The 17,842-nt window shown below is 50.0% G+C and carries 16 protein-coding genes; 6 read left to right on the top strand and 10 right to left on the bottom strand.

Going from position 1 to position 17,842, the window contains the following annotated elements; genetic code table 11:
- Nucleotides 1-72 precede the first annotated feature (72 nt).
- The 3 genes from htpG to RAC89_RS24710 form a co-directional block, all read right to left on the bottom strand.
- A complete protein-coding gene (gene htpG / locus RAC89_RS24720) occupies nt 73-1,947 on the bottom strand; it encodes a molecular chaperone HtpG (protein ID WP_306616405.1) in 1,875 nt (624 codons plus the stop codon).
- Nucleotides 1,948-2,063: 116 nt separating this feature from the next.
- Nucleotides 2,064-4,712 (bottom strand): PAS domain S-box protein, encoded by a 2,649-nt coding sequence (locus tag RAC89_RS24715; protein ID WP_306616404.1) that lies wholly within the window; start codon nt 4,710-4,712, stop codon nt 2,064-2,066.
- A 112-nt stretch (nt 4,713-4,824) separates the two neighbouring features.
- On the bottom strand, nt 4,825-5,775 hold the full coding sequence (locus RAC89_RS24710; protein WP_306616403.1) for a D-2-hydroxyacid dehydrogenase: 951 nt from the start codon (nt 5,773-5,775) through the stop codon (nt 4,825-4,827).
- Nucleotides 5,776-5,905: 130 nt separating this feature from the next.
- Between RAC89_RS24710 and RAC89_RS24705 the strand changes: the two genes are divergently transcribed.
- Nucleotides 5,906-6,238 (top strand): hypothetical protein, encoded by a 333-nt coding sequence (locus RAC89_RS24705; protein ID WP_306616402.1) that lies wholly within the window; start codon nt 5,906-5,908, stop codon nt 6,236-6,238.
- 64 nt (nt 6,239-6,302) lie between these two features.
- On the opposite strand, the gene RAC89_RS24700 is transcribed toward RAC89_RS24705, so the two are convergent.
- The 4 genes from RAC89_RS24700 to RAC89_RS24685 are packed head-to-tail and all read right to left on the bottom strand — an operon-like array spanning nt 6,303 to nt 11,940.
- The gene (locus RAC89_RS24700) at nt 6,303-9,668 is read right to left on the bottom strand and encodes an ATP-binding protein (RefSeq protein ID WP_306616401.1); all 3,366 of its coding nucleotides are present in this window, start codon (nt 9,666-9,668) and stop codon (nt 6,303-6,305) included.
- Complete coding sequence (locus RAC89_RS24695; protein WP_306616400.1) at nt 9,665-10,288, bottom strand: DUF4194 domain-containing protein; 624 nt, start codon at nt 10,286-10,288, stop codon at nt 9,665-9,667. The genes RAC89_RS24700 and RAC89_RS24695 overlap by 4 nt, the downstream gene beginning before the upstream one ends.
- A complete protein-coding gene (locus RAC89_RS24690) occupies nt 10,275-11,690 on the bottom strand; it encodes a Wadjet anti-phage system protein JetA family protein (protein WP_306616399.1) in 1,416 nt (471 codons plus the stop codon). The genes RAC89_RS24695 and RAC89_RS24690 overlap by 14 nt, the downstream gene beginning before the upstream one ends.
- A 1-nt stretch (nt 11,691) precedes the next feature.
- Nucleotides 11,692-11,940, bottom strand: a complete 249-nt coding sequence (locus RAC89_RS24685; protein WP_306616398.1) for a hypothetical protein — start codon at nt 11,938-11,940, stop codon at nt 11,692-11,694.
- Between the two features lie 475 nt (nt 11,941-12,415).
- Between RAC89_RS24685 and RAC89_RS24680 the strand changes: the two genes are divergently transcribed.
- Nucleotides 12,416-12,709 (top strand): hypothetical protein, encoded by a 294-nt coding sequence (locus tag RAC89_RS24680; protein ID WP_306616397.1) that lies wholly within the window; start codon nt 12,416-12,418, stop codon nt 12,707-12,709.
- 56 nt (nt 12,710-12,765) lie between these two features.
- On the opposite strand, the gene RAC89_RS24675 is transcribed toward RAC89_RS24680, so the two are convergent.
- Nucleotides 12,766-12,996 (bottom strand): hypothetical protein, encoded by a 231-nt coding sequence (locus RAC89_RS24675; RefSeq protein WP_306616396.1) that lies wholly within the window; start codon nt 12,994-12,996, stop codon nt 12,766-12,768.
- A gap of 219 nt (nt 12,997-13,215) precedes the next feature.
- Complete coding sequence (locus tag RAC89_RS24670) at nt 13,216-13,323, bottom strand: YjcZ family sporulation protein (protein WP_284645583.1); 108 nt, start codon at nt 13,321-13,323, stop codon at nt 13,216-13,218.
- Between the two features lie 96 nt (nt 13,324-13,419).
- Here RAC89_RS24670 and RAC89_RS24665 point away from each other — a divergent pair, with 96 nt between their 5' ends.
- From RAC89_RS24665 to RAC89_RS24655, 3 genes are all read left to right on the top strand, one after another.
- Nucleotides 13,420-14,121 carry a VCBS repeat-containing protein gene (locus RAC89_RS24665; protein ID WP_306617770.1) on the top strand — a complete coding sequence of 234 codons (702 nt, stop codon included), beginning with the start codon at nt 13,420-13,422 and terminating at the stop codon, nt 14,119-14,121.
- A gap of 301 nt (nt 14,122-14,422) precedes the next feature.
- Nucleotides 14,423-15,640, top strand: a complete 1,218-nt coding sequence (sstT, locus tag RAC89_RS24660; protein ID WP_306616395.1) for a serine/threonine transporter SstT — start codon at nt 14,423-14,425, stop codon at nt 15,638-15,640.
- 465 nt (nt 15,641-16,105) lie between these two features.
- Nucleotides 16,106-16,576 (top strand): hypothetical protein, encoded by a 471-nt coding sequence (locus RAC89_RS24655; protein WP_306616394.1) that lies wholly within the window; start codon nt 16,106-16,108, stop codon nt 16,574-16,576.
- A 47-nt stretch (nt 16,577-16,623) separates the two neighbouring features.
- Here the strand turns inward: RAC89_RS24655 and RAC89_RS24650 are convergent, their stop codons facing one another.
- The gene (locus RAC89_RS24650) at nt 16,624-16,947 is read right to left on the bottom strand and encodes an L-rhamnose mutarotase (protein WP_306616393.1); all 324 of its coding nucleotides are present in this window, start codon (nt 16,945-16,947) and stop codon (nt 16,624-16,626) included.
- Nucleotides 16,948-17,158: 211 nt separating this feature from the next.
- Between RAC89_RS24650 and RAC89_RS24645 the strand changes: the two genes are divergently transcribed.
- A complete protein-coding gene (locus RAC89_RS24645) occupies nt 17,159-17,830 on the top strand; it encodes an ArsR/SmtB family transcription factor (RefSeq protein ID WP_306616392.1) in 672 nt (223 codons plus the stop codon).
- Nucleotides 17,831-17,842: the final 12 nt, after the last annotated feature.

Here is a 17,842-nt window from a genome sequence, read left to right as displayed (position 1 = left end):
AAGACCGGCCGCAAATACAAAGAACCCGACCCAGCTTACGCAGGTGTCGGGTTTATACTAATATATGCTATATTAAACCATAATTTTGCAGATGTCGTTCGTGAACTCGACCGGATCCTGAATCGGCAGCCCTTCGATCAGCAATGCTTGGTTATACAGCAGCTGAGTATACAGATTCAGCTTATCCTTGTCATTCGCATAGGCATCCTTCAAGGAACGGTAAACATCGTGGTTGATGTTGATTTCGAGCACCTTGTCCGCCTTCACATCCTGGCCGCTCGGCATCGCCTTCAGGATTTTCTCCATCTCGATGGAAACTTCGCCTTCAGCCGATAAACAAACCGGATGAGATTTCAGCCTCTTGGAAGCTTTCACTGTCTTAACCTTGTCCTTCAGGAGTGTCTGCATGTGCTCGAAAAGCTCCTTGCTCTCATCGGCAGCCTCTTGTTCCTCTTTATCCGATGCTTCAATCCCGAGATCGCCGCTCGATACGGATTTGAATTCCTTGTCCTTGTACTTCATGAGCATCTTGATGGCAAATTCGTCGATTTCTTCCGTGAAATACAACATCTCGTAGCCTTTATCCGCGACCAGCTCGGTCTGCGGCAGCTTCTCGATCCGGGCAATGCTTTCCCCGGCAGCATAGTAAATATATTTCTGATCCTCCGGCATTCTGGAAATATACTCTTCGAGAGTAACCAGCTTTTTCTCTTTTGAGGAGTAGAACATCAGAAGATCCTGCAGATCCTCCTTGTTCATGCCGTAATCGTTATAGACGCCGAACTTCAGCTGTCGTCCGAAAGCCTCGTAGAACTTATCGTACTTCTCCCTCTCATCTTTCAGCATGCTGACGAGAGCGCTTTTGATTTTGCTCTTGATGTTCTTGGCAATCAATTTCAGCTGGCGGTCATGCTGCAGCAGCTCCCGGGAGATATTCAGAGACAGATCCTCCGAATCGACCATCCCTTTCACGAAGCTGAAATAATCGGGCAGCAGATCCCCGCACTTGTTCATGATCAGAACGCCGTTGGAGTACAGCTCCAAGCCCTTCTCATATTCCTTGGTGTAGTAGTCGAAAGGCGTGCTCTCCGGGATAAAAAGAATGGCATTGTATACGACCGCTCCGTCCGCGCTGATATGCACATGCTTGAGCGGCTTGTCAAAGCCGTATCGCTTGTCGTAATAAAAGCTCTCGTAATCTTCCGTCGTCAGCTCATTCTTATTCTTCCGCCAGATTGGAACCATGCTGTTGACGGTTTGCTCTTCACGGACGTCCTCGAACTCATTCTCAGTGCCTTCCTTCGGACGACGGCTCGTTACTTCCATCTTGATCGGATAACGAATGAAATCCGAGTATTTCTTTACGATGGCCTTGAGACGGTATTCCTCAAGATATTCATCGTACTGCTCGTCCTCCGTGTTATCCTTGATCTTCAGGGTAATGTCCGTGCCTACGGACGACTTCTCCGCCGGTTCAATCGTATAGCCGTCGGCTCCTTCGGACTGCCATTGAAGAGCCTCGTCGCTGCCAAGCGCCTTCGTCACCACCGTGACCACATCCGCCACCATGAAAGCCGAATAGAAGCCGACACCGAATTGTCCGATAATGTTGTGACCGTCCTTTGCTTCGTTCTCCTGCTTAAATGCAAGCGAACCGCTCTTCGCGATCACCCCAAGATGATTCTCGAGCTCCTCTCTGGTCATTCCAATGCCGGTATCGGAAATCGTCAGCGTCCGATTTTCTTTGTCTGCGGTGATTTTAATAAAATAATCCTCTTTGTTAAAAACAAGCTTATCGTCCGTAAGCGCTTTGTAGTAAATTTTATCGATCGCGTCACTGGCATTGGAAATGAGCTCTCTTAAGAAAATCTCTTTCTGTGTATAGATGGAATTGATCATCATCTCGAGCAATCGCTTGGATTCCGCTCTAAATTCTTTCTTTGCCACGTAAAGTGCTCCCTTCCTTATACTCTCTTTAGCACTCGAATGGTACGAGTGCTATTCTCTTTTTTTATATATCACAATGTTCTTTTTCATGTCAATATATGCCTTAGCGCGTACTATCAGCGTCTTCCCTCGTACCTATTGATAAGCTCCGACACCATATGCAGCTGGACAGGCTTACTAAGGTAATCGTCCATCCCTGCCTCCAGACACCTTTCCCGATCCTCCGATAAGGCGTTCGCCGTTACGGCTATAATGACAGGGGAGCGCTCCGCGCCGAGTCTCTGCTTCAGCAGCCGGACCGCTGTCAGGCCATCCATCACCGGCATTTGCAAATCCATAAATACGAGATCATATCGATTTCGAAGGATCGCCGAGACGGCCTCCTCTCCGGTATGAACCATCGTAATCTTGTGGCCGAGTCGTTCCAGCATGACTTTAAGCACCTGCTGGCTGACCTCATTATCTTCAGCTACGAGAATATTCAATCTGGCAGATGCGGAAGCAAATTCACCCGGGCAGCCGGAGTCCTCCGAACATTGCTCTGATACGGTCTGAAGCACGACACGGAAAGCAAAGATGGAGCCGTTCTCATCGTTATCCTCCATCCAGATTCTGCCGCCCATGTGGTCCAGCAGCTTCTTGCAAATGGCGAGACCCAATCCGGTACCCTCCGTTCGCCGAGTCATATAATGCTCGATCTGAACAAACGGATCAAAGATGTGTTTCCGATGCTCCAAGGGCACACCGATGCCGCTGTCCTTCACTGCAAACTCCAATTGAACGGAGCCATGCATATCCGGCGGACCCTCATCCTTCTTCCGTACCGTTACCTCAACTGTTCCGGAAGGGGTAAATTTGATGGCATTGCCGACCAGGTTCATCAACACCTGCTTCAGCCTGGCCGCATCGCCCTTTACAACGCGCGGGACAGCTGTGTCCACCTCGAAGGACATGCGCAGCCCCTTCTCCTGGGCAGCGACCGACAGGAGGTCCAGTGTTTCCTCTATCAGCTCTTGTACATTCAGATGCTCCTCCCGGAGCGTGATCTTGCCTGATTCGATACGTGAGAAATCCAATATATCATTAATAATCCTCAGCAGTGTACTGCCACTCTTGCGTATAATTTCTACATACTCTCGCTGCGTGTCGTCCAGATCCGTCGTTTCCATCAGCACATCGGCCATACCGATCACTCCGTTCATAGGAGTGCGAATCTCATGGCTCATCATGGACAAAAACTCGCTTTTAGCCCGGTTCGTACGCTCTGCGGCTTCCTTCGCAATAAGCAGCTTGCGCTGCTCGGTTACATCCTTCGCAATAATATAATAGCCGGTCACTTTCTTCTGAATAATAATAGGAACAGCAGTCAACAGAACCTCGGAGAAGCTTCCGTTCACATGCCCGACGGTACTGAGCAGCCCCTTCGTTCCCTCAGGGAGCATGCCACCCTTCAGCAAACTGTCCAGATCGCAGTCGAAGAAGCTGCTGTAAGGACGGCCGGACATTTGCTCGTCGGTCAGCCCGGTTAGCTTCTGCGCCGCGGTATTCGTGTGGATGATATTTCCTTGTAAGTCCAGGGAAATGATACCGTCCAAATTATATTTCTTAAGCGAGGTGTACCGCTCGACGCTTTCTTGAAGCTTCAGCTCGATCTGCTTGTGCTCTGTAATATCCTGAACCGTCCCGTTCAATCGTTTAGGCTTGCCATCCGGTCCTAAGGTAACGTGGCCTCGTATGTGCAAATACTTGATGACTCCATCGGGCTGAACAGTCCTGAATTCTTCACTTAGCTCCCCGCCGCTGCGCAGCTCCTCGAACGACTTCTGCAGCCGTTCTTTATCGGAAGGTTCGATGAGATGCAGAATATCCTGCCGGTCCAGCATCCGGTACTTATCCTTATTCATATTATAAATCCGATACATTTCGTCGGAGAACGTAGTACGATCCGTCTCATAATCGTACTCCCAGCTTCCAAGCGAAGTAATCCGCTGTGCTTCCGCCAAATGCTCCTCATTCCGCTTTCGTTCGGTGATGTCACGGGCGATGGCGATAATTTTCTCCAGATTTCCCTGAGAATCCCGTATGAATTGGTATGCCGTTTCGAACCAGATAAAATGACCGTTCTTATGCCTGGCCCGGTATTGCAGCGTATCATGATCCGAAAGCTCCATTGCCTTCAAAGCGGCAAGATCCTCCGGATGATACATTTCCGGTCCTAACGGTTTTCCGATCCATTCCTCCGGTTTGTAACCCAATACTCTTTCGACGGAGGGAGATACATATTGGCATATTCCGCCGGGCGTACTGTAATATAAAATATCCTTCGCATAATCCGAAATCAGCCGGAAGGTTCCCTGTACCTCCTTCAGCTTCTCCTGCGCCGCCTTTTTTTCAGTTACATTAATCACATGGGCAAGGATATAGAGCGGCTCCCGGGTCACCGAATGACGCAGCAAGGAGACATGCAGGGAGGTCCAAACAAGCTTGCCGTGCTTCGTCACGTAACGCTTCTCCAGCTCATAATGGTGCAGATCGTCACTTGCAATTCGCGAAATCTGCTGCATACTAAGCTCCAGATCCTCGGAGTAGGTGATGTCTGTATAAGAAAGCCCCTGAAGCTCTTCCTCCCGATACTCGAGAAGGCGGCATATAGCAGGATTCGCCCGAAGGATGATGCCTTCCATGGACACCAGGGCAATTCCCGTAGGAGCAAGGCGATAGATTTGCTCGAATAGAGAATGATGATCCACCTCAAACTGCTGCATTATGATTCCCCCGTCCCTTGGCGTGCTCTAGTGAGAATTGGCTTCAACTCTTACTATATTAAACATCACTGCCTGTAATTCCTTTTTTAGGGGGGGAGTTCAAACTCTTCGCTTAGTATCCCCGATCTATTTGGACAAGGTTCGGCAGCTCCGCGACCCGTCCTTGCTCCACAGCCTGCAATGTCCGGATGAATTCCACGACAGCCTCCTGCGGGTCGGTTATAGCTGAAATGTGTGGTGTTACGATCACTCCCGGATGGGGCCAAAGCGCTGATTCGCCAGGAAGCGGCTCTTGTTCGCACACATCGAGAATCGCTTTATGCAGCCAGCCTTGCTTTATGGCCAGCAGCAACTCTTCTTCCACCACGGAGCGGCCGCGCCCCACATTGATGAAATAACGTTGATCTGCGTAATTGCTCTCCCATCGGCGGAAGAAGGACGCATTGAAGAAGCGCTCCGTTTCCAGGGTCAGCGGCATTGCGTTGATGATCCAGTTCACGTGAGGCAGCAAATCATCGAGCTCAGCTAACGGGGTTACCCTTGTAAAATATGGCTTCAAGCCGCCGCTCCTTGAAACTCCTGTCACCTTCACGCCAAGTGGCGCAAGTGTCTGTGCGATCCCTTGACCGATGGTACCCGTGCCGAAGATGAGTACGTGCTGATCCTTTAAGTGACGAGGAACCTTAGGCACCCACTGCCGCCCCGCCTGCTGATCCATGAAGAGGCTGTGATGCTGCAGTTCCGAAAGGATATGGCTTAAGCAGTATTCGCCGATCATGCGGCCCATCGAACCGATCGTCCTCGTCAACGGAATGCCGGGCCTCCACTCAGCATGATTCAAGTAAGCATCCACGCCCGCGCCCATCGAATGAACCCACCGAATGTTTCTCATGTGGAATCCGGCCGTCGGTCTGAAGGCCACATAGGCCTCGGCCCAAGCATAATCCTCATCGGTCACCTCGTTCTCGGGGATACACCGGAATTGTTTGTTCGGGAATTCCCGCTGCAACCGTTGGAATTCCGAGTAAAGCCTGCCTGTAACAAGGATGTGTTGTATGTTCATTGGCGTTCAATACCTCTTTGTCGAATTAGGTTTTACTAAAAACTGGCGATTTCCCCAAGGAGTTCGTCCAAACGGTTTCTCCTTAACTTGCATCTATTATCATGTACCACAAAATAAGGAGGTAGTTTCAATGAAGAAAAAAGTTACTAAAGTAGGAAAACGTGCAGCAAGAACCATAAGGCTGGGAGCAAACCGGGTTCGCGCCACTCAAAATCTGGGTGATGGCTTTCGGCGTCATGTGTTAAGTAGTGTTACCATCGCTGCTAACCAGATTATACGCATTGAATTACCGGCTCCTTCGGATAGAAGGGTCATCAGCGGCGGCTGGACGATTACTCAACTGACCAACGCCTTTGCTACTGACAGCTACCCGGAGACACCTAGCCTGTGGGTGCTCTACATCAGCAATCCGACCAACTCCACAAGAACGATTACTCCTTACTTGATCACCAAGCGCCGCTAATAGAGGGAGAGGCTGATCCGCATAGCCATAACGGCTTCCGCGGATTCAGCCTCTTTTTTTGCTGCTACCCTGCGTCTTCTTCCAACAGCTCGCGGGGATCGAACGCCTTGACATGGGTACGATTTCGAATCCTTGTCACACACAGATTTCTGTCCACCAGCGGAGCAATGTCGGCGAGCTTCTCCGTCGGAGCCGAGATAATGATCTGCAGTCCCATATTCCGCACCAGCTTGATACATTCCCTAATCCGCTGATGGTCCATTTTACTAAAGGCCTCGTCGAAAACAATGAGCCGCACCGTTTGGTTCAAGGAAGGATGCTTGACACGATAGGTTTGGAGGAAGGAGGCTAGAACTGCAATATAGAACGGGGTTTGAGTTTCCCCACCGGATTTGGTCGCGATGACCTTCGAAAGACTGGACTCCGCGCCCTTCTCATCGATTTCCATTAAATCGAAGTCAAGATAGGTTCGGTAATCGGTATATTTGACTAAATTCTCTTCAAGCTCCCGGATCTGCTCAGGACTTCCCGTATCCTCACCGGTGTATACGATTTTATGAAAAAGCTGCTCGACAGCATCGCCGTGCTTCTGCATGAACACATCGGAGAAAATACTGCGGCCCTCCATGAGCATATCGTCCGTGATCATCCGGTAAAAGTCACGGTACGTCGCATGCGGCTTAATATCGAACTTGTACGATTTCCTCCCGAAATGAAAAGAAGCAATCGCATGATTCAAGTCGCTGATATGCTCGTAGGCGGCTTCAATATTCTCCTTCAGCTTGCTGACGAAATCCTCCTGGAATTGTACCGATGCCCGCTCACGCGCTTCCACGATCTGATCCTCATAGTCGGGCAACGAGGTATCTCTCATCCGGCGAAGCTCGGCAAACCAGCTGTCGTTGCCTTCCTCCAGATGGTCAAGTGTGGCTTTGTGCGATTTTAAGTACTCGAATCGAAGCTCCACCAGCTTCCGGTGATGAATTCCCTTCTCGTATTCCGTCGCTACGGCCAGGCTGGCCAAGCGGTCCCGCAGTGCTTTCAGCTTTGGTTGTCCGCTGTGTTCCTGCGCATAGTACGGCCATCCATACTCTCGGATCCAATCCTCAGGGAAGGCATCCCGAATGCTGCTTTCCTTCTGCTGCAGCTCCGCTTCCAGATCAGGCAGCTGATACTGCTTCAGGCTTCGAATATCCGTTTCCAGTTCCCCAAGCCGCTTGATATAGCCGCTGTTCTCAGCGAGCAATGCTCTCTCGGCGGCCTCCGCATGCTTGACCTGCTGCTCCAGCCGCTGCATTCCGCTCAGGTCGAATTGATCCATACGCTCCCGAAGCTCGGTCCATGCTTGGTAACGGACAGGCTGAAGGTTAGCCAGCGCTGCCGTTCCCTCCGGAGCTAACAGCTGGTCCAGCTCCCATTCGCTCAGCAGAGGAGCCTTGGACCACGCATGATACAGCTCCAGCTTCGGCTGCCATTCCATCTCCAGCTGCTCCTGAAGCTGATAAATCTCGCGCTCGAGCTGCTTTGCTTGAAAGTCAAGCGCCTTGCGTCCAAGATAAGGCGTTTCGTAAACCCGCGGATGAATTTGACGAGAGACGAAGCCCGAATACAGCATACAGGAAGGTGTGATTGCAGTAGAATGACGACGGAGCTCCTCCACCCGCTGGCACTTGATCACGCGGCCTAAGATGTAATCGATATACGCTCTGGCATACGGGTTGTCCGTAGTCACTTCCTCTGCCAGGCTTCCTGCCTGTACGCTCGGCTTTCGCTCCATAATTTTGCCTACATCGACGAGTCCGATATCGTAGAACTTCCGCTCGAACTTGATGCGATCGTAGATCTGAACCGCTTCCGTATAATGCTCCGGAGGGACGATCAAATAAAAACGCTGGTTGTTCAAATACCCTTCAACCGCTTGACGCCACTGCGGATCCCGTACCTCCAGCAGCTCGCACAAGACGTCAACGGAGACCGGCTTTCCGCTCCGGGCCGAAAGCTCCCGGATGATGGTATCGCGAAGCGGTCCCAGCTCCCGATTCGGGTACTCCTTGTGTCCCTCACGAAGCTTCGTCCAACGACTGCGGCAAGCCTGCTGCTCCTTCTGCAGACGGTTCATTTCCACCCGGATGCCCTCCAAGGCTTGGCGAATCCGGCCGACGGTCTCCTCCGTCTGCAGTCTCCAGTCGGAGAAATCGGTCCGTTTGAACTGAAACGGGAAGGCTCCCGCCTGCGTTTGAATGGATTCCGTAAGCTGACGCAGCTCTTGTGTTACAATCTCAGGCTCATGATTCTCGATTTCATCAACGAGCTTCATCCAGGAGGTCGTCAGCGGCAGCAGTCTGCGCTCCACCTCCGTTTTCGCATGCTCCGATTGGCTTAGCGCATCTTTTGCCTGCCGCACGGACACCTCCAGCTGCTCCAACTCACCGCGCTCCTTGCTGGAGTAGTACTGCTTGCGGAGTGTCTCCAAGACGGCCGACGCCTCCGTCAACTGCCCTTCGATCTCGTGTACTCGCCGCTGCACTGCTTGCAGATCGGCTTCCTTCCGATCCAGCTCATCCATCAAATGCTTGCGATCCGCATCAGTCTCATCCGCCTCGGCCTTCAACAGGGCGTACCTCTCCAATTGCCATCGATGCGAAAGCTCATCGTAGGCTTGATAAGCCTCCTCGATCGCCTCCAGGGACTGGATGCGGCTTTTGATCGTTTCGGCTTGATGCTCCAGCAGCTTATATTGCCGGATATTTTCCCGCATATGCTCGATATCGACCTTGTTCTGCGTTTCACAAACGAACTCCGTGATGAACTGTTTGATATTCATAATCGGCGTGAAAGGAACGGCCTTGCGGAACAGGTCGAAATAATCGCCCTTGATGCGTCCCATCACGCCTTTGAAGCCTTCACGATACGCTTTGTCCGAGTCGAAGAATTGGAACCTGCTGCGGTCGTAATGCTTGGTCATATATTTGCGCAGCTCGGAAATCCCTAGCGGTATGGCGTCGAAGATAAACCGATGCTCCGGAATCGGGGCCTCCAGAATGAAAAACTTATGATCCCACCGGCCGTCCCGCCCGCAGTCGAACACAACCCCTATGGTGAAATACTCCTGTTTTGCCTCATGGTAAAATTCAGCCATGACATAGGTGCTGAAATCCTCATCCTTGCGTAAATACACGACGCCTTCCGCTTCATTGTAGCCGGTTTCTCCGTACAAGTAGCCCTTAAGGGAGCGCCGGGACTGCTCATTCGCGGCTTTATTAAAGTAATGGCCTCTTGTATCGCCCAGCATAACAAGCTGAATCGCGTCGATGATGGTCGATTTGCCTGTCGCATTCTTCCCTGTAAGAAAATTGATTCGTTCAAATTCAATCACTTGCTGTTCTATGTAATGCCATTTGACCAAATAAAGCCGATTCAGCCACTTCACGCGCTAACCTCCTCCGAGCTGCCCTGCTCCTCCTGAAGCCTTTTCTCCAGCCGTCCGATATGCTCCGGCCCTACCAGGAACAGAATGGACGGATAAATAACCAGGCGCGATTCCGGCTCGATACGGCTGCCGTCCAGTTTATCGATCAGCTGATACTGCTTGAGTGTGCTTAAGGCTTCATTCCAGATTACGTCCGGTAGCTTCCGCTCCGCCAGCTGAAACATAAACAGCTTATCGTGTACGGCTCCGAGCGTTGTGACTACATCCTTCCGCAAGGATAGCTTCTCCCGCTCCTCTTCGTAAATCAGCCGAAGCACATATAACAAGTAAGTAGCCCATTTGCCCAGGGCGGCCCGATTCATTCCTGTCCCGTGGGAAACGGAGCATACGCCGTACGTCACATCCAGATCGAACTGCCAGCCGGACATCGCCAAATATCCGCGGAATACATCCTGATAGTATTCGACAAAGCGGAAATCCCGGTTGATCTCCACCGTCCTCTCCCGCAAATCCATCTTCTCCCTGAGCAGGAAGGTTTGTTGCAGCATCGTGGCTGCGATTCGGGAGAACTGGTCCTTTTCTTTATCACTCATCGCCTGATAGCGTTCAAACCATTCCACTGGCCTTCCCCCCTTTTCTCTTTGCAAAAATCATCTCCGGAATCCGGTACCCGTTCACCTCGACATACCCGTCCTGCCATTCCACCTGATACGGAACCCCCGCGTCATCACTCATCAATACGGACATGACCAATTGCAGGAACTGCTCATCCGTCTCCAAAGGCAGCATGCTGCCGGGTAGCCTGTCCTGCCGCTGCATTGCCTGCTCGATATAGGCAATCACTTTATTGCGCGTCAGACCGTGACGAATCCGTTCCTTCAATCCCTCATATTCCTGCTCGATCTCTTCCTCTCTCGCCTCGGTTTCCAGATTCAGCGGCGTCGGCTGATGACGCTCCCTGCGCCTTGGTTCCGTATAAAGTGAATCGGTGGTAATGTGGTTCACGGAATGCAGCGGAAGCGATTCGGCCATCAGGCTCCAGGCCTTGTCCGGGTCTTCATAGCTGCCCGCCTTGTGAAGAATATCGACGAGCCGCCCCTTCATCCCTTCGTTCTCGTTCAACAAATATTGGAAGCGCTCAACGGAGGCTTTAATGTATGTGCTGTTCTTTCGATCGATCTCCCTCAGAATAGAGGTGATATTCTCGTAGGCATTAATCATATCATCGAGCATCGAGCTCACCTTGCGCTGGGCCTCCACAGCGGAGGCTTCGTGGCCGCGCTGAAGCATCTGACCGGCAATCGTTTCGAGGAGCCGGTAGTCTCCCAGCCATTTTTTTAAAATATGCAGTATGCTTACCCGAAAGCGCGGAACACAGTCCGTCGTTTTGATCCGGTGGTACACCTTCTCCATGACAAGACTTGTATATTGGTCAAAATGCTGTACCAGCAAATCGCGTACCTCGGTCTGCTGTTGCAGCTCCTGATAGTATTTTCGAATATTGCCGAGCAGCGTTCGGAGGCTGTCGATCAGCTCTTCCGTATTGCGATAAGCGGTAAGCAGCGCCTCATATGTATATTCATCACGTTCCGTATCTGCACTCTTCAGCGCAATATAGGTGCTGTGAACGAAGGAATTATATTCCTTCGGCCGTTCATTCGCCACTTCCTGAAGCGTCTTGATGATCTTGATCGCAAACTCCGGTACCGTTAAGTACTCTTCAAACGTATCCATGCTCTGCTCCGTCTCCAGCCACCCGGTGGCATGAAGCTTGCGGATAATCGCGTAAGCGCGTTCCGATAACGTATTGCCGCTAAGTCCCTCTTCCTCGTCGTGCGTCTGAAGCAGCTGCTCCTCCAGCGCATCGCAAAGCATGGATGCAAGCTCGCTTTTTTTGATGGCAATTTCCTGACGATAACAGGTCAGCAGTACGAATAAGCTGCTGGCATAGAGCTCTCTATATTTCGAGGTGAATATCGAAAATAACGCATCCGGCAGCCGATGCTTGGCAAAAAGCTGCATGTCATCCCTCCTCCTTCAGGAGCTTGGTGTCGGTCGTCCCGCAGCAAGGACAAGCCTTCGGTATATGGTGCTGCTGCAGCCAGAACAAATGGCCGGCATCACAGCGATAGCCCTGAATCCCGCCGGCCTGGGTTTGCAGCTTCGGCGATTGCAGCAGCCAGTGGCGGATCGCCTCTCGAATCGCTTTGGACTTCTCCATCTGACGTAGCGCAGCCGCGGCAAGCAGCTCATCGTATTCCGATTCATTCAAATACACATTTTGTTTAAAAGCCCGCTTCGCTTCCTCCGCCTTCTTTGGTCTGGCGATGGGAGTCACCCCCGATCACAATAATTGGGGTTTTAAACGTTGCAAAACACTGCCATTATTGTCCACCATTGCGCGATAGGTGTCAATCCTTTTCGTGTAATCTGATGGCGGCTGATGACGAGGAATGTCGATTTGTCCGGTTGTATCTAGCCGACCCTTGAATAGCCGCTGTTTTCTTAGGACATAGTAAAGGCATTCAAAGTTAATCTTGGGAGTGATACTATATGAATCGGATCAATAAGTCGACGGTCTGGGCAACAGGATTGCTTGGCGCTCTGGCCGCATTAGCTTTACCGTTTTATTTTACGATGCGACCCCACTAAATTCATTGTTTCATACGAACCCTCTTTGGGTAAATATTGATCATCCGGCGACAGCTGGCAATGATTCCATACATATCCAAGGAGTGAGCGTTACGATGAAAATGATGAAAACCAAGGTATCAGCACTCTTCGTTTGCGCATCTTTGATGGTTGCGAATGCAGCCGCTGCTGCGACCCCTGCCGATAGCGCAGCAAGTACACAAAGCGTAAGTGTTGAGACAATGAAGACCGAATGGACTGGACCGAAAACGAATGTGAACGGCATCTGGGTTCCCGGATTTTATGTAGGGTTTCAAGATTCGAAGGTCGTCTATATTCCTGACGGCACTGGAATAACTCTGGTTGCCAAAGGAATTCCGGTACCTAAGGGTACAATTTATATAGATTAAACCAGTAAAAAAGCTCTAGACCATCGATGGATGGGTCTAGAGCTTTTTTCCATTTCTTAGATATGTAGTCCGACGTAGACCGCGACGGCAATAACCAGACCCAAAAGGACAAGCTGAATAGTCCGCCTTCTTTGCCTGCGGCGCCTTTCTTCCTTCAACGCTTGAGCTACTCTTTCGGCCAGCATGTCGAATTGCTCAATCGCGGATTGCTGCTTCAGATTGGCGCCGCAATGAGTGCAATGCCTCTGGTAGGGTGTAGCCTTTTTACAATGGGGACAATCTATCATGTTTCCGCTCGCTCCCTTCGAAATCATTGTACTACGTCGAAGGTCAAATGAGAAAACTTTCGGCGGCGAATTCCAGATCATGCACCCATCACCATAATGTAGGCATCTGCATAAGCTGAAAGAGAAGTCATTACATTACCCTGCTCTATGTATAAGTAAGGAAAGGAACCGAGACCTTAGCTATCTAAGGCCGCCGGTTCCTTATTTACCTTTTTTCTATTACACGAAGAAGCCAGCCGACAAAATGATCACCAACAGAATGTAGAGAACCAGTATTGCAGCTGCGGAAGTAAAGCCGCCTCCAACACCACCACCGACACAACCCATTGACTATCCCTCCTTTGTGCCTTTCTGAGATTATGTTATGCTTTGCCCGGCTGTCTTGATTAGACTCCAACCTATTTAAGGAGGAATTTATCGGTGATGGATCAATTGCTTGATGTGAAACAAGCCGATGTGACCGGTGACGGCATCGCAGACAGTGTGTATTTGTATGGGAGGAAACCGGATCCTTCGTCCCCTTTTGCAGAGCAGATCACGCTTGTCATTCAAAACGGAAGGACCCTCCAAAGGACAACGGTCCCGCTTAAAAATAACGCAGGCTACAATGCAAGGCTGTTCCTGGGGGATTTCACCAAAGTTTCCACACCCGATATTCTAGTGAGCATCGATACCGGAGGGAGCGGCGGATACGGCATTTTCTACTTGTATTCCTACCAACATCATATGCTTTACGAAGTGTTGAATAGCGACAGCTATAACCAACTGTTTACCTTCCTTGTTTATTATCAGGACTATTATAAAGTGAGCGTACAGAGTCCTCAGCTTAATGTGCAATTTATTATTGATATTAGTACCAAGGGGTATGGCTATCTGCTGCAGTATTACGATCCAAACGGCAAGCTCAAGCAGGCAGCCCAAGGGGAGGTTCTTGCCATAGGCGGATTGTTTCCCATTGCAACCGGTGACAAAGCGGGCGGTTATGATTTACTTGCGATTCAGCGGATAATCGGTACAACGAATGCGGATACCCTGGGTTATGTGGAGAATCTTTTGACGTGGGACGGCAAGCAGCTGGTTTCATCCAGAATTTCCGTTGCCATTGAAGGAACGAATCTTGTTTAGTCTGCACTAGTCTTGCATGTCCGGGGTGATGCCCCAGCGGTCGATTTGCAATGCCTGGCGATCTGCCGCTCTTCACTTCAAGTCCCTAAACTGCCCAGCGTCCGTCAGGACAAACGGCAGCATGCCGGTGGACAAGCCCGCACCTTCCTTCTTATCCGACTCCATAAAAACCCTCCCGCATCTTCACTTTTTAATATACCCAATTAATATTTAACATGGTAAACTATCGTTATGATATAACTGCCTTATGTTATTGCTGCTTGGCTTTGTTATATTTCCACATTCTAGCCGGAGGGAATTCATGCGAACATTCATACGAAAGTGGAATCAAATAAGCTTGGTAAAACGGATATTGGCAGGGATTACAGCGGGGATCATTTTGGCGTTAGCCGTTCCAAATGCAACGGGAATCACTATTCTCGGTTCCTTGTTCATAAATGCTTTAAAGGCGGTTGCGCCTTTATTGGTCCTCCTCCTTGTGATGGCCGCGATTTCAAAACATAATAAGGGTCATCGAACCAATATGCAATCCATCCTTTTCCTCTATGGGTTAAGTACATTTTTAGCGGGGGTGATCGCCGTTGTTGCCAGCTTTGTTTTTCCGGTAACATTGTCCCTAGTAAAGGGTACCGAGGATCTGACTCCGCCTCAAGGGATCGTTGAAGTGCTTAAGACCTTACTGTTTCAAATTGTTGACAACCCGGTAAGCGCCCTGATCCATGCGAATTATATCGGTATTCTTACATGGGCCATCCTTCTTGGTATCGCCTTGCGCAGTGCCAATCACAGCACGAAAGACATGCTTGCTGATTTTGCGGATGCCGTCTCCCGCCTTGTGAAATGGGTCATTCATTGGGCGCCGCTGGGAATCATGGGACTTGTGTTCGATTCCATAACGAAGAACGGAATTTCATCTATGCTGGATTACGGCAAATTACTTCTCGTTCTTATTGGATGTATGCTTTTTATGGCTCTTGTTGTCAACCCGTTGATTGTATATGTAAACATTCGAAGAAATCCTTATCCGCTTGTGTTAACTTGTCTGAGGGAAAGCGGGATTACCGCATTTTTCACCCGCAGCTCAGCCGCAAACATTCCAATCAATATGAGATTGTGCGAGCAGTTGAAGTTGGATTCGAATACCTATTCGGTTTCCATTCCGTTAGGTGCCACAATCAATATGGCCGGTGCAGCGGTAACGATATCCGTCTTGACGCTTGCAACCGTTCATACGCTTGGTATCCAAGTCGATTTTGCCACAGCAGTTCTTCTTAGTATCCTATCGGCTGTGTCCGCTGCAGGGGCATCAGGCGTTGCAGGCGGGTCGCTTCTGCTTATTCCCTTGGCATGCAGCTTATTCGGTATTCCGAATGATATTGCTATCCAAGTAGTCGGCGTAGGCTTCATCATTGGCGTTTTGCAGGATTCGTTTGAAACAGCGCTAAATTCCTCTTCCGATGTCCTGTTTACCGCGACAGCGGAGTTCTCCAAGATACGTAAAGAGGGCAAACAAATATGACGTCCAAGCTTAATTCGCGGCGGTCGCTTCCAGGTATTCCACTGGAGTGATCGCCCCTTTTTTTTCCATTTATTCATGTAAAAAGGACTCCTTACGGAGTCCCCTGACGGTGAAGTGATGAATTTGTTTTGAACCATTCGAACACTCAGGTAACCTCATCAACTTATTGCAGTTAGGATACTACAATAACGTCTCTTTGGCACATCCCCTCGCTTCTATTTGGTTTCAATAACTCCTTCTACGGCTGTATTCGTTGAAGCATTCAACGGAACCACACCTCTCTCTCACCGTCGAAGTTTATTATTGCTGTTTTCCCAAGGATTATTCGTTAAGCTGCAATAAATTTTTGCGTGGACAGCGCAGTATTTTGCGGCAGACGTTTCATTATTTGCGCGTTGTCTGCTTGGCATGAATGATAAGCTGTGTTCATCCACATTAGAAAATTTACTGAAAAGGAGATTGAATATGACGATTCAACTACTACAATGGGGATTGTTTTCATTCATGCTGGGCTTGATCCTATCGCTTCCGCTGGCGGCTGTGCATTACCAAAACTCTCCCTCCTGGACGAAGCTTTTCACGAATCCGCGTAAGCTGAAATCGGCGCACTTGGATTTTTTCACTCAAGCCTTTGCCGCAGCTTTGGTCTATTTACTGGAGTCTGCTTTGCAAACGGCATTTCCTTTGTATATCATCATTCCGTTGCTGTTTGGGACGATCTGTAACCCTTTGCTCCTTCTGATCGAAGCGACCCCTTTAAACCGATCCGGGCTGGGTAAGCGGATGTACCTGTTACTTAGAGCCACCAGCCCGGTTTCATTGCTGCTTGCATGGTTCTTCATTGGCTGGTGCTTCTTGCCGCTATATATGATTTTGCTGCTTACACTCATTGCCCTCACCGGATGGATGGTCATCATGAAATATAAAGCCGCATGAAGAAAAAAGAGCGAGGCTGACCTCCTCCCGTCAACCTCGCTCTTACCTTAATCGGTATGAAACACTTCTTCCATTTCCGCCCACCATTCGCCTTCTTTCCGTGTTTCCAACGGTTCCTGGCATGGGTCGCACAATTCCCACCATCTCCGGGTTTCCGGGTCGGCGGCCATTTTGGCCATATCCGCTTCGTAATTTTCTCCATGATATTCGAAATAGCTGAATAAATACCCATCCTTGTAGTAAATCGAATAATTGCGAATATTGCAGGCATGGATCATATTCAGAACACCAGGCCATACGCTCGCATGCAGCCGCTTGTATTCCTCCAGCTTTTCCTCTCTTACCTTGATTACGCTTCCATAGCGCTTCATGAGCAGACCCTCCTTGAAAACTATAAGTCGATAATAGCACGTTCCCTATACACTGGTAATTATAGTATAAGCTGCCTTGTGTGCATAGCAATGTTTCGCTGTTCCGTGCAGCGCCTCGCGAATCGGAACATTTGTAATTGACTTTTCCATCCAGGTGAAACTATACTTTATTATATTCAAGTATTTTATTGAATAATTGAGGTGATACGGCATGGGCTCGATCGAGAGAATATGGAAGGACCGACTTTATCAAGAATTCGCCCGAATCGGCAAAAGCCTGTCCAGCCCGAAGCGGTTGGAGCTGCTTGACCTGCTTGCGCAAGGTCCTAAAGCGGTAGAGTTGCTGGCGAGCCAAACGGGGATGAGCATGGCAAACGTATCGCAGCATTTGCAAATACTCCACGAAGCGAGACTCGTTCGATTTACGAAAAGAGGCACTTATGTCATTTATGAGCTCGTAGACGATGCGGTCGCCGATTTTATGTTGTCCCTGCACCGCTTGAGTGAAAGGCAGCTGGTGGAGATCAAGCAGATCAAAACGGAGGTGCTCGAGCACCATGCCCCGATGGAGCCTATCTCCATGGAGGAATTAAAGCGGCGAATGGAGAAAGGCGAAGTCTTGCTTCTCGATGTTCGGCCGAGAGATGAATACGAAGCGAATCATATTCCCGGGGCGATTAGCGTACCGTTTGAGGAGCTGGAGCAGCATCTTGCTGCGCTGCCGACCCGTAAGGATATTGTCGCTTACTGCCGCGGGCCGTATTGCCTTCAGTCAGCGCAAGCAGCGGAGCTACTGAAAAGAGAAGGGTATAACGCTTTTCATCTGGTGGAGAGCGTACTCGAATGGCGGCAGTTTGCCGAGCAGCATCATTTTATGGGATAGGAGGTGCTTCCT

Source organism: Paenibacillus sp. GD4, from assembly GCF_030846225.1.
Taxonomy (GTDB): domain Bacteria; phylum Bacillota; class Bacilli; order Paenibacillales; family NBRC-103111; genus Paenibacillus_G; species Paenibacillus_G silviterrae.
Note: the sequence above shows the minus strand (reverse complement) of the source record. Positions and strands in the feature narration are given on the sequence as shown.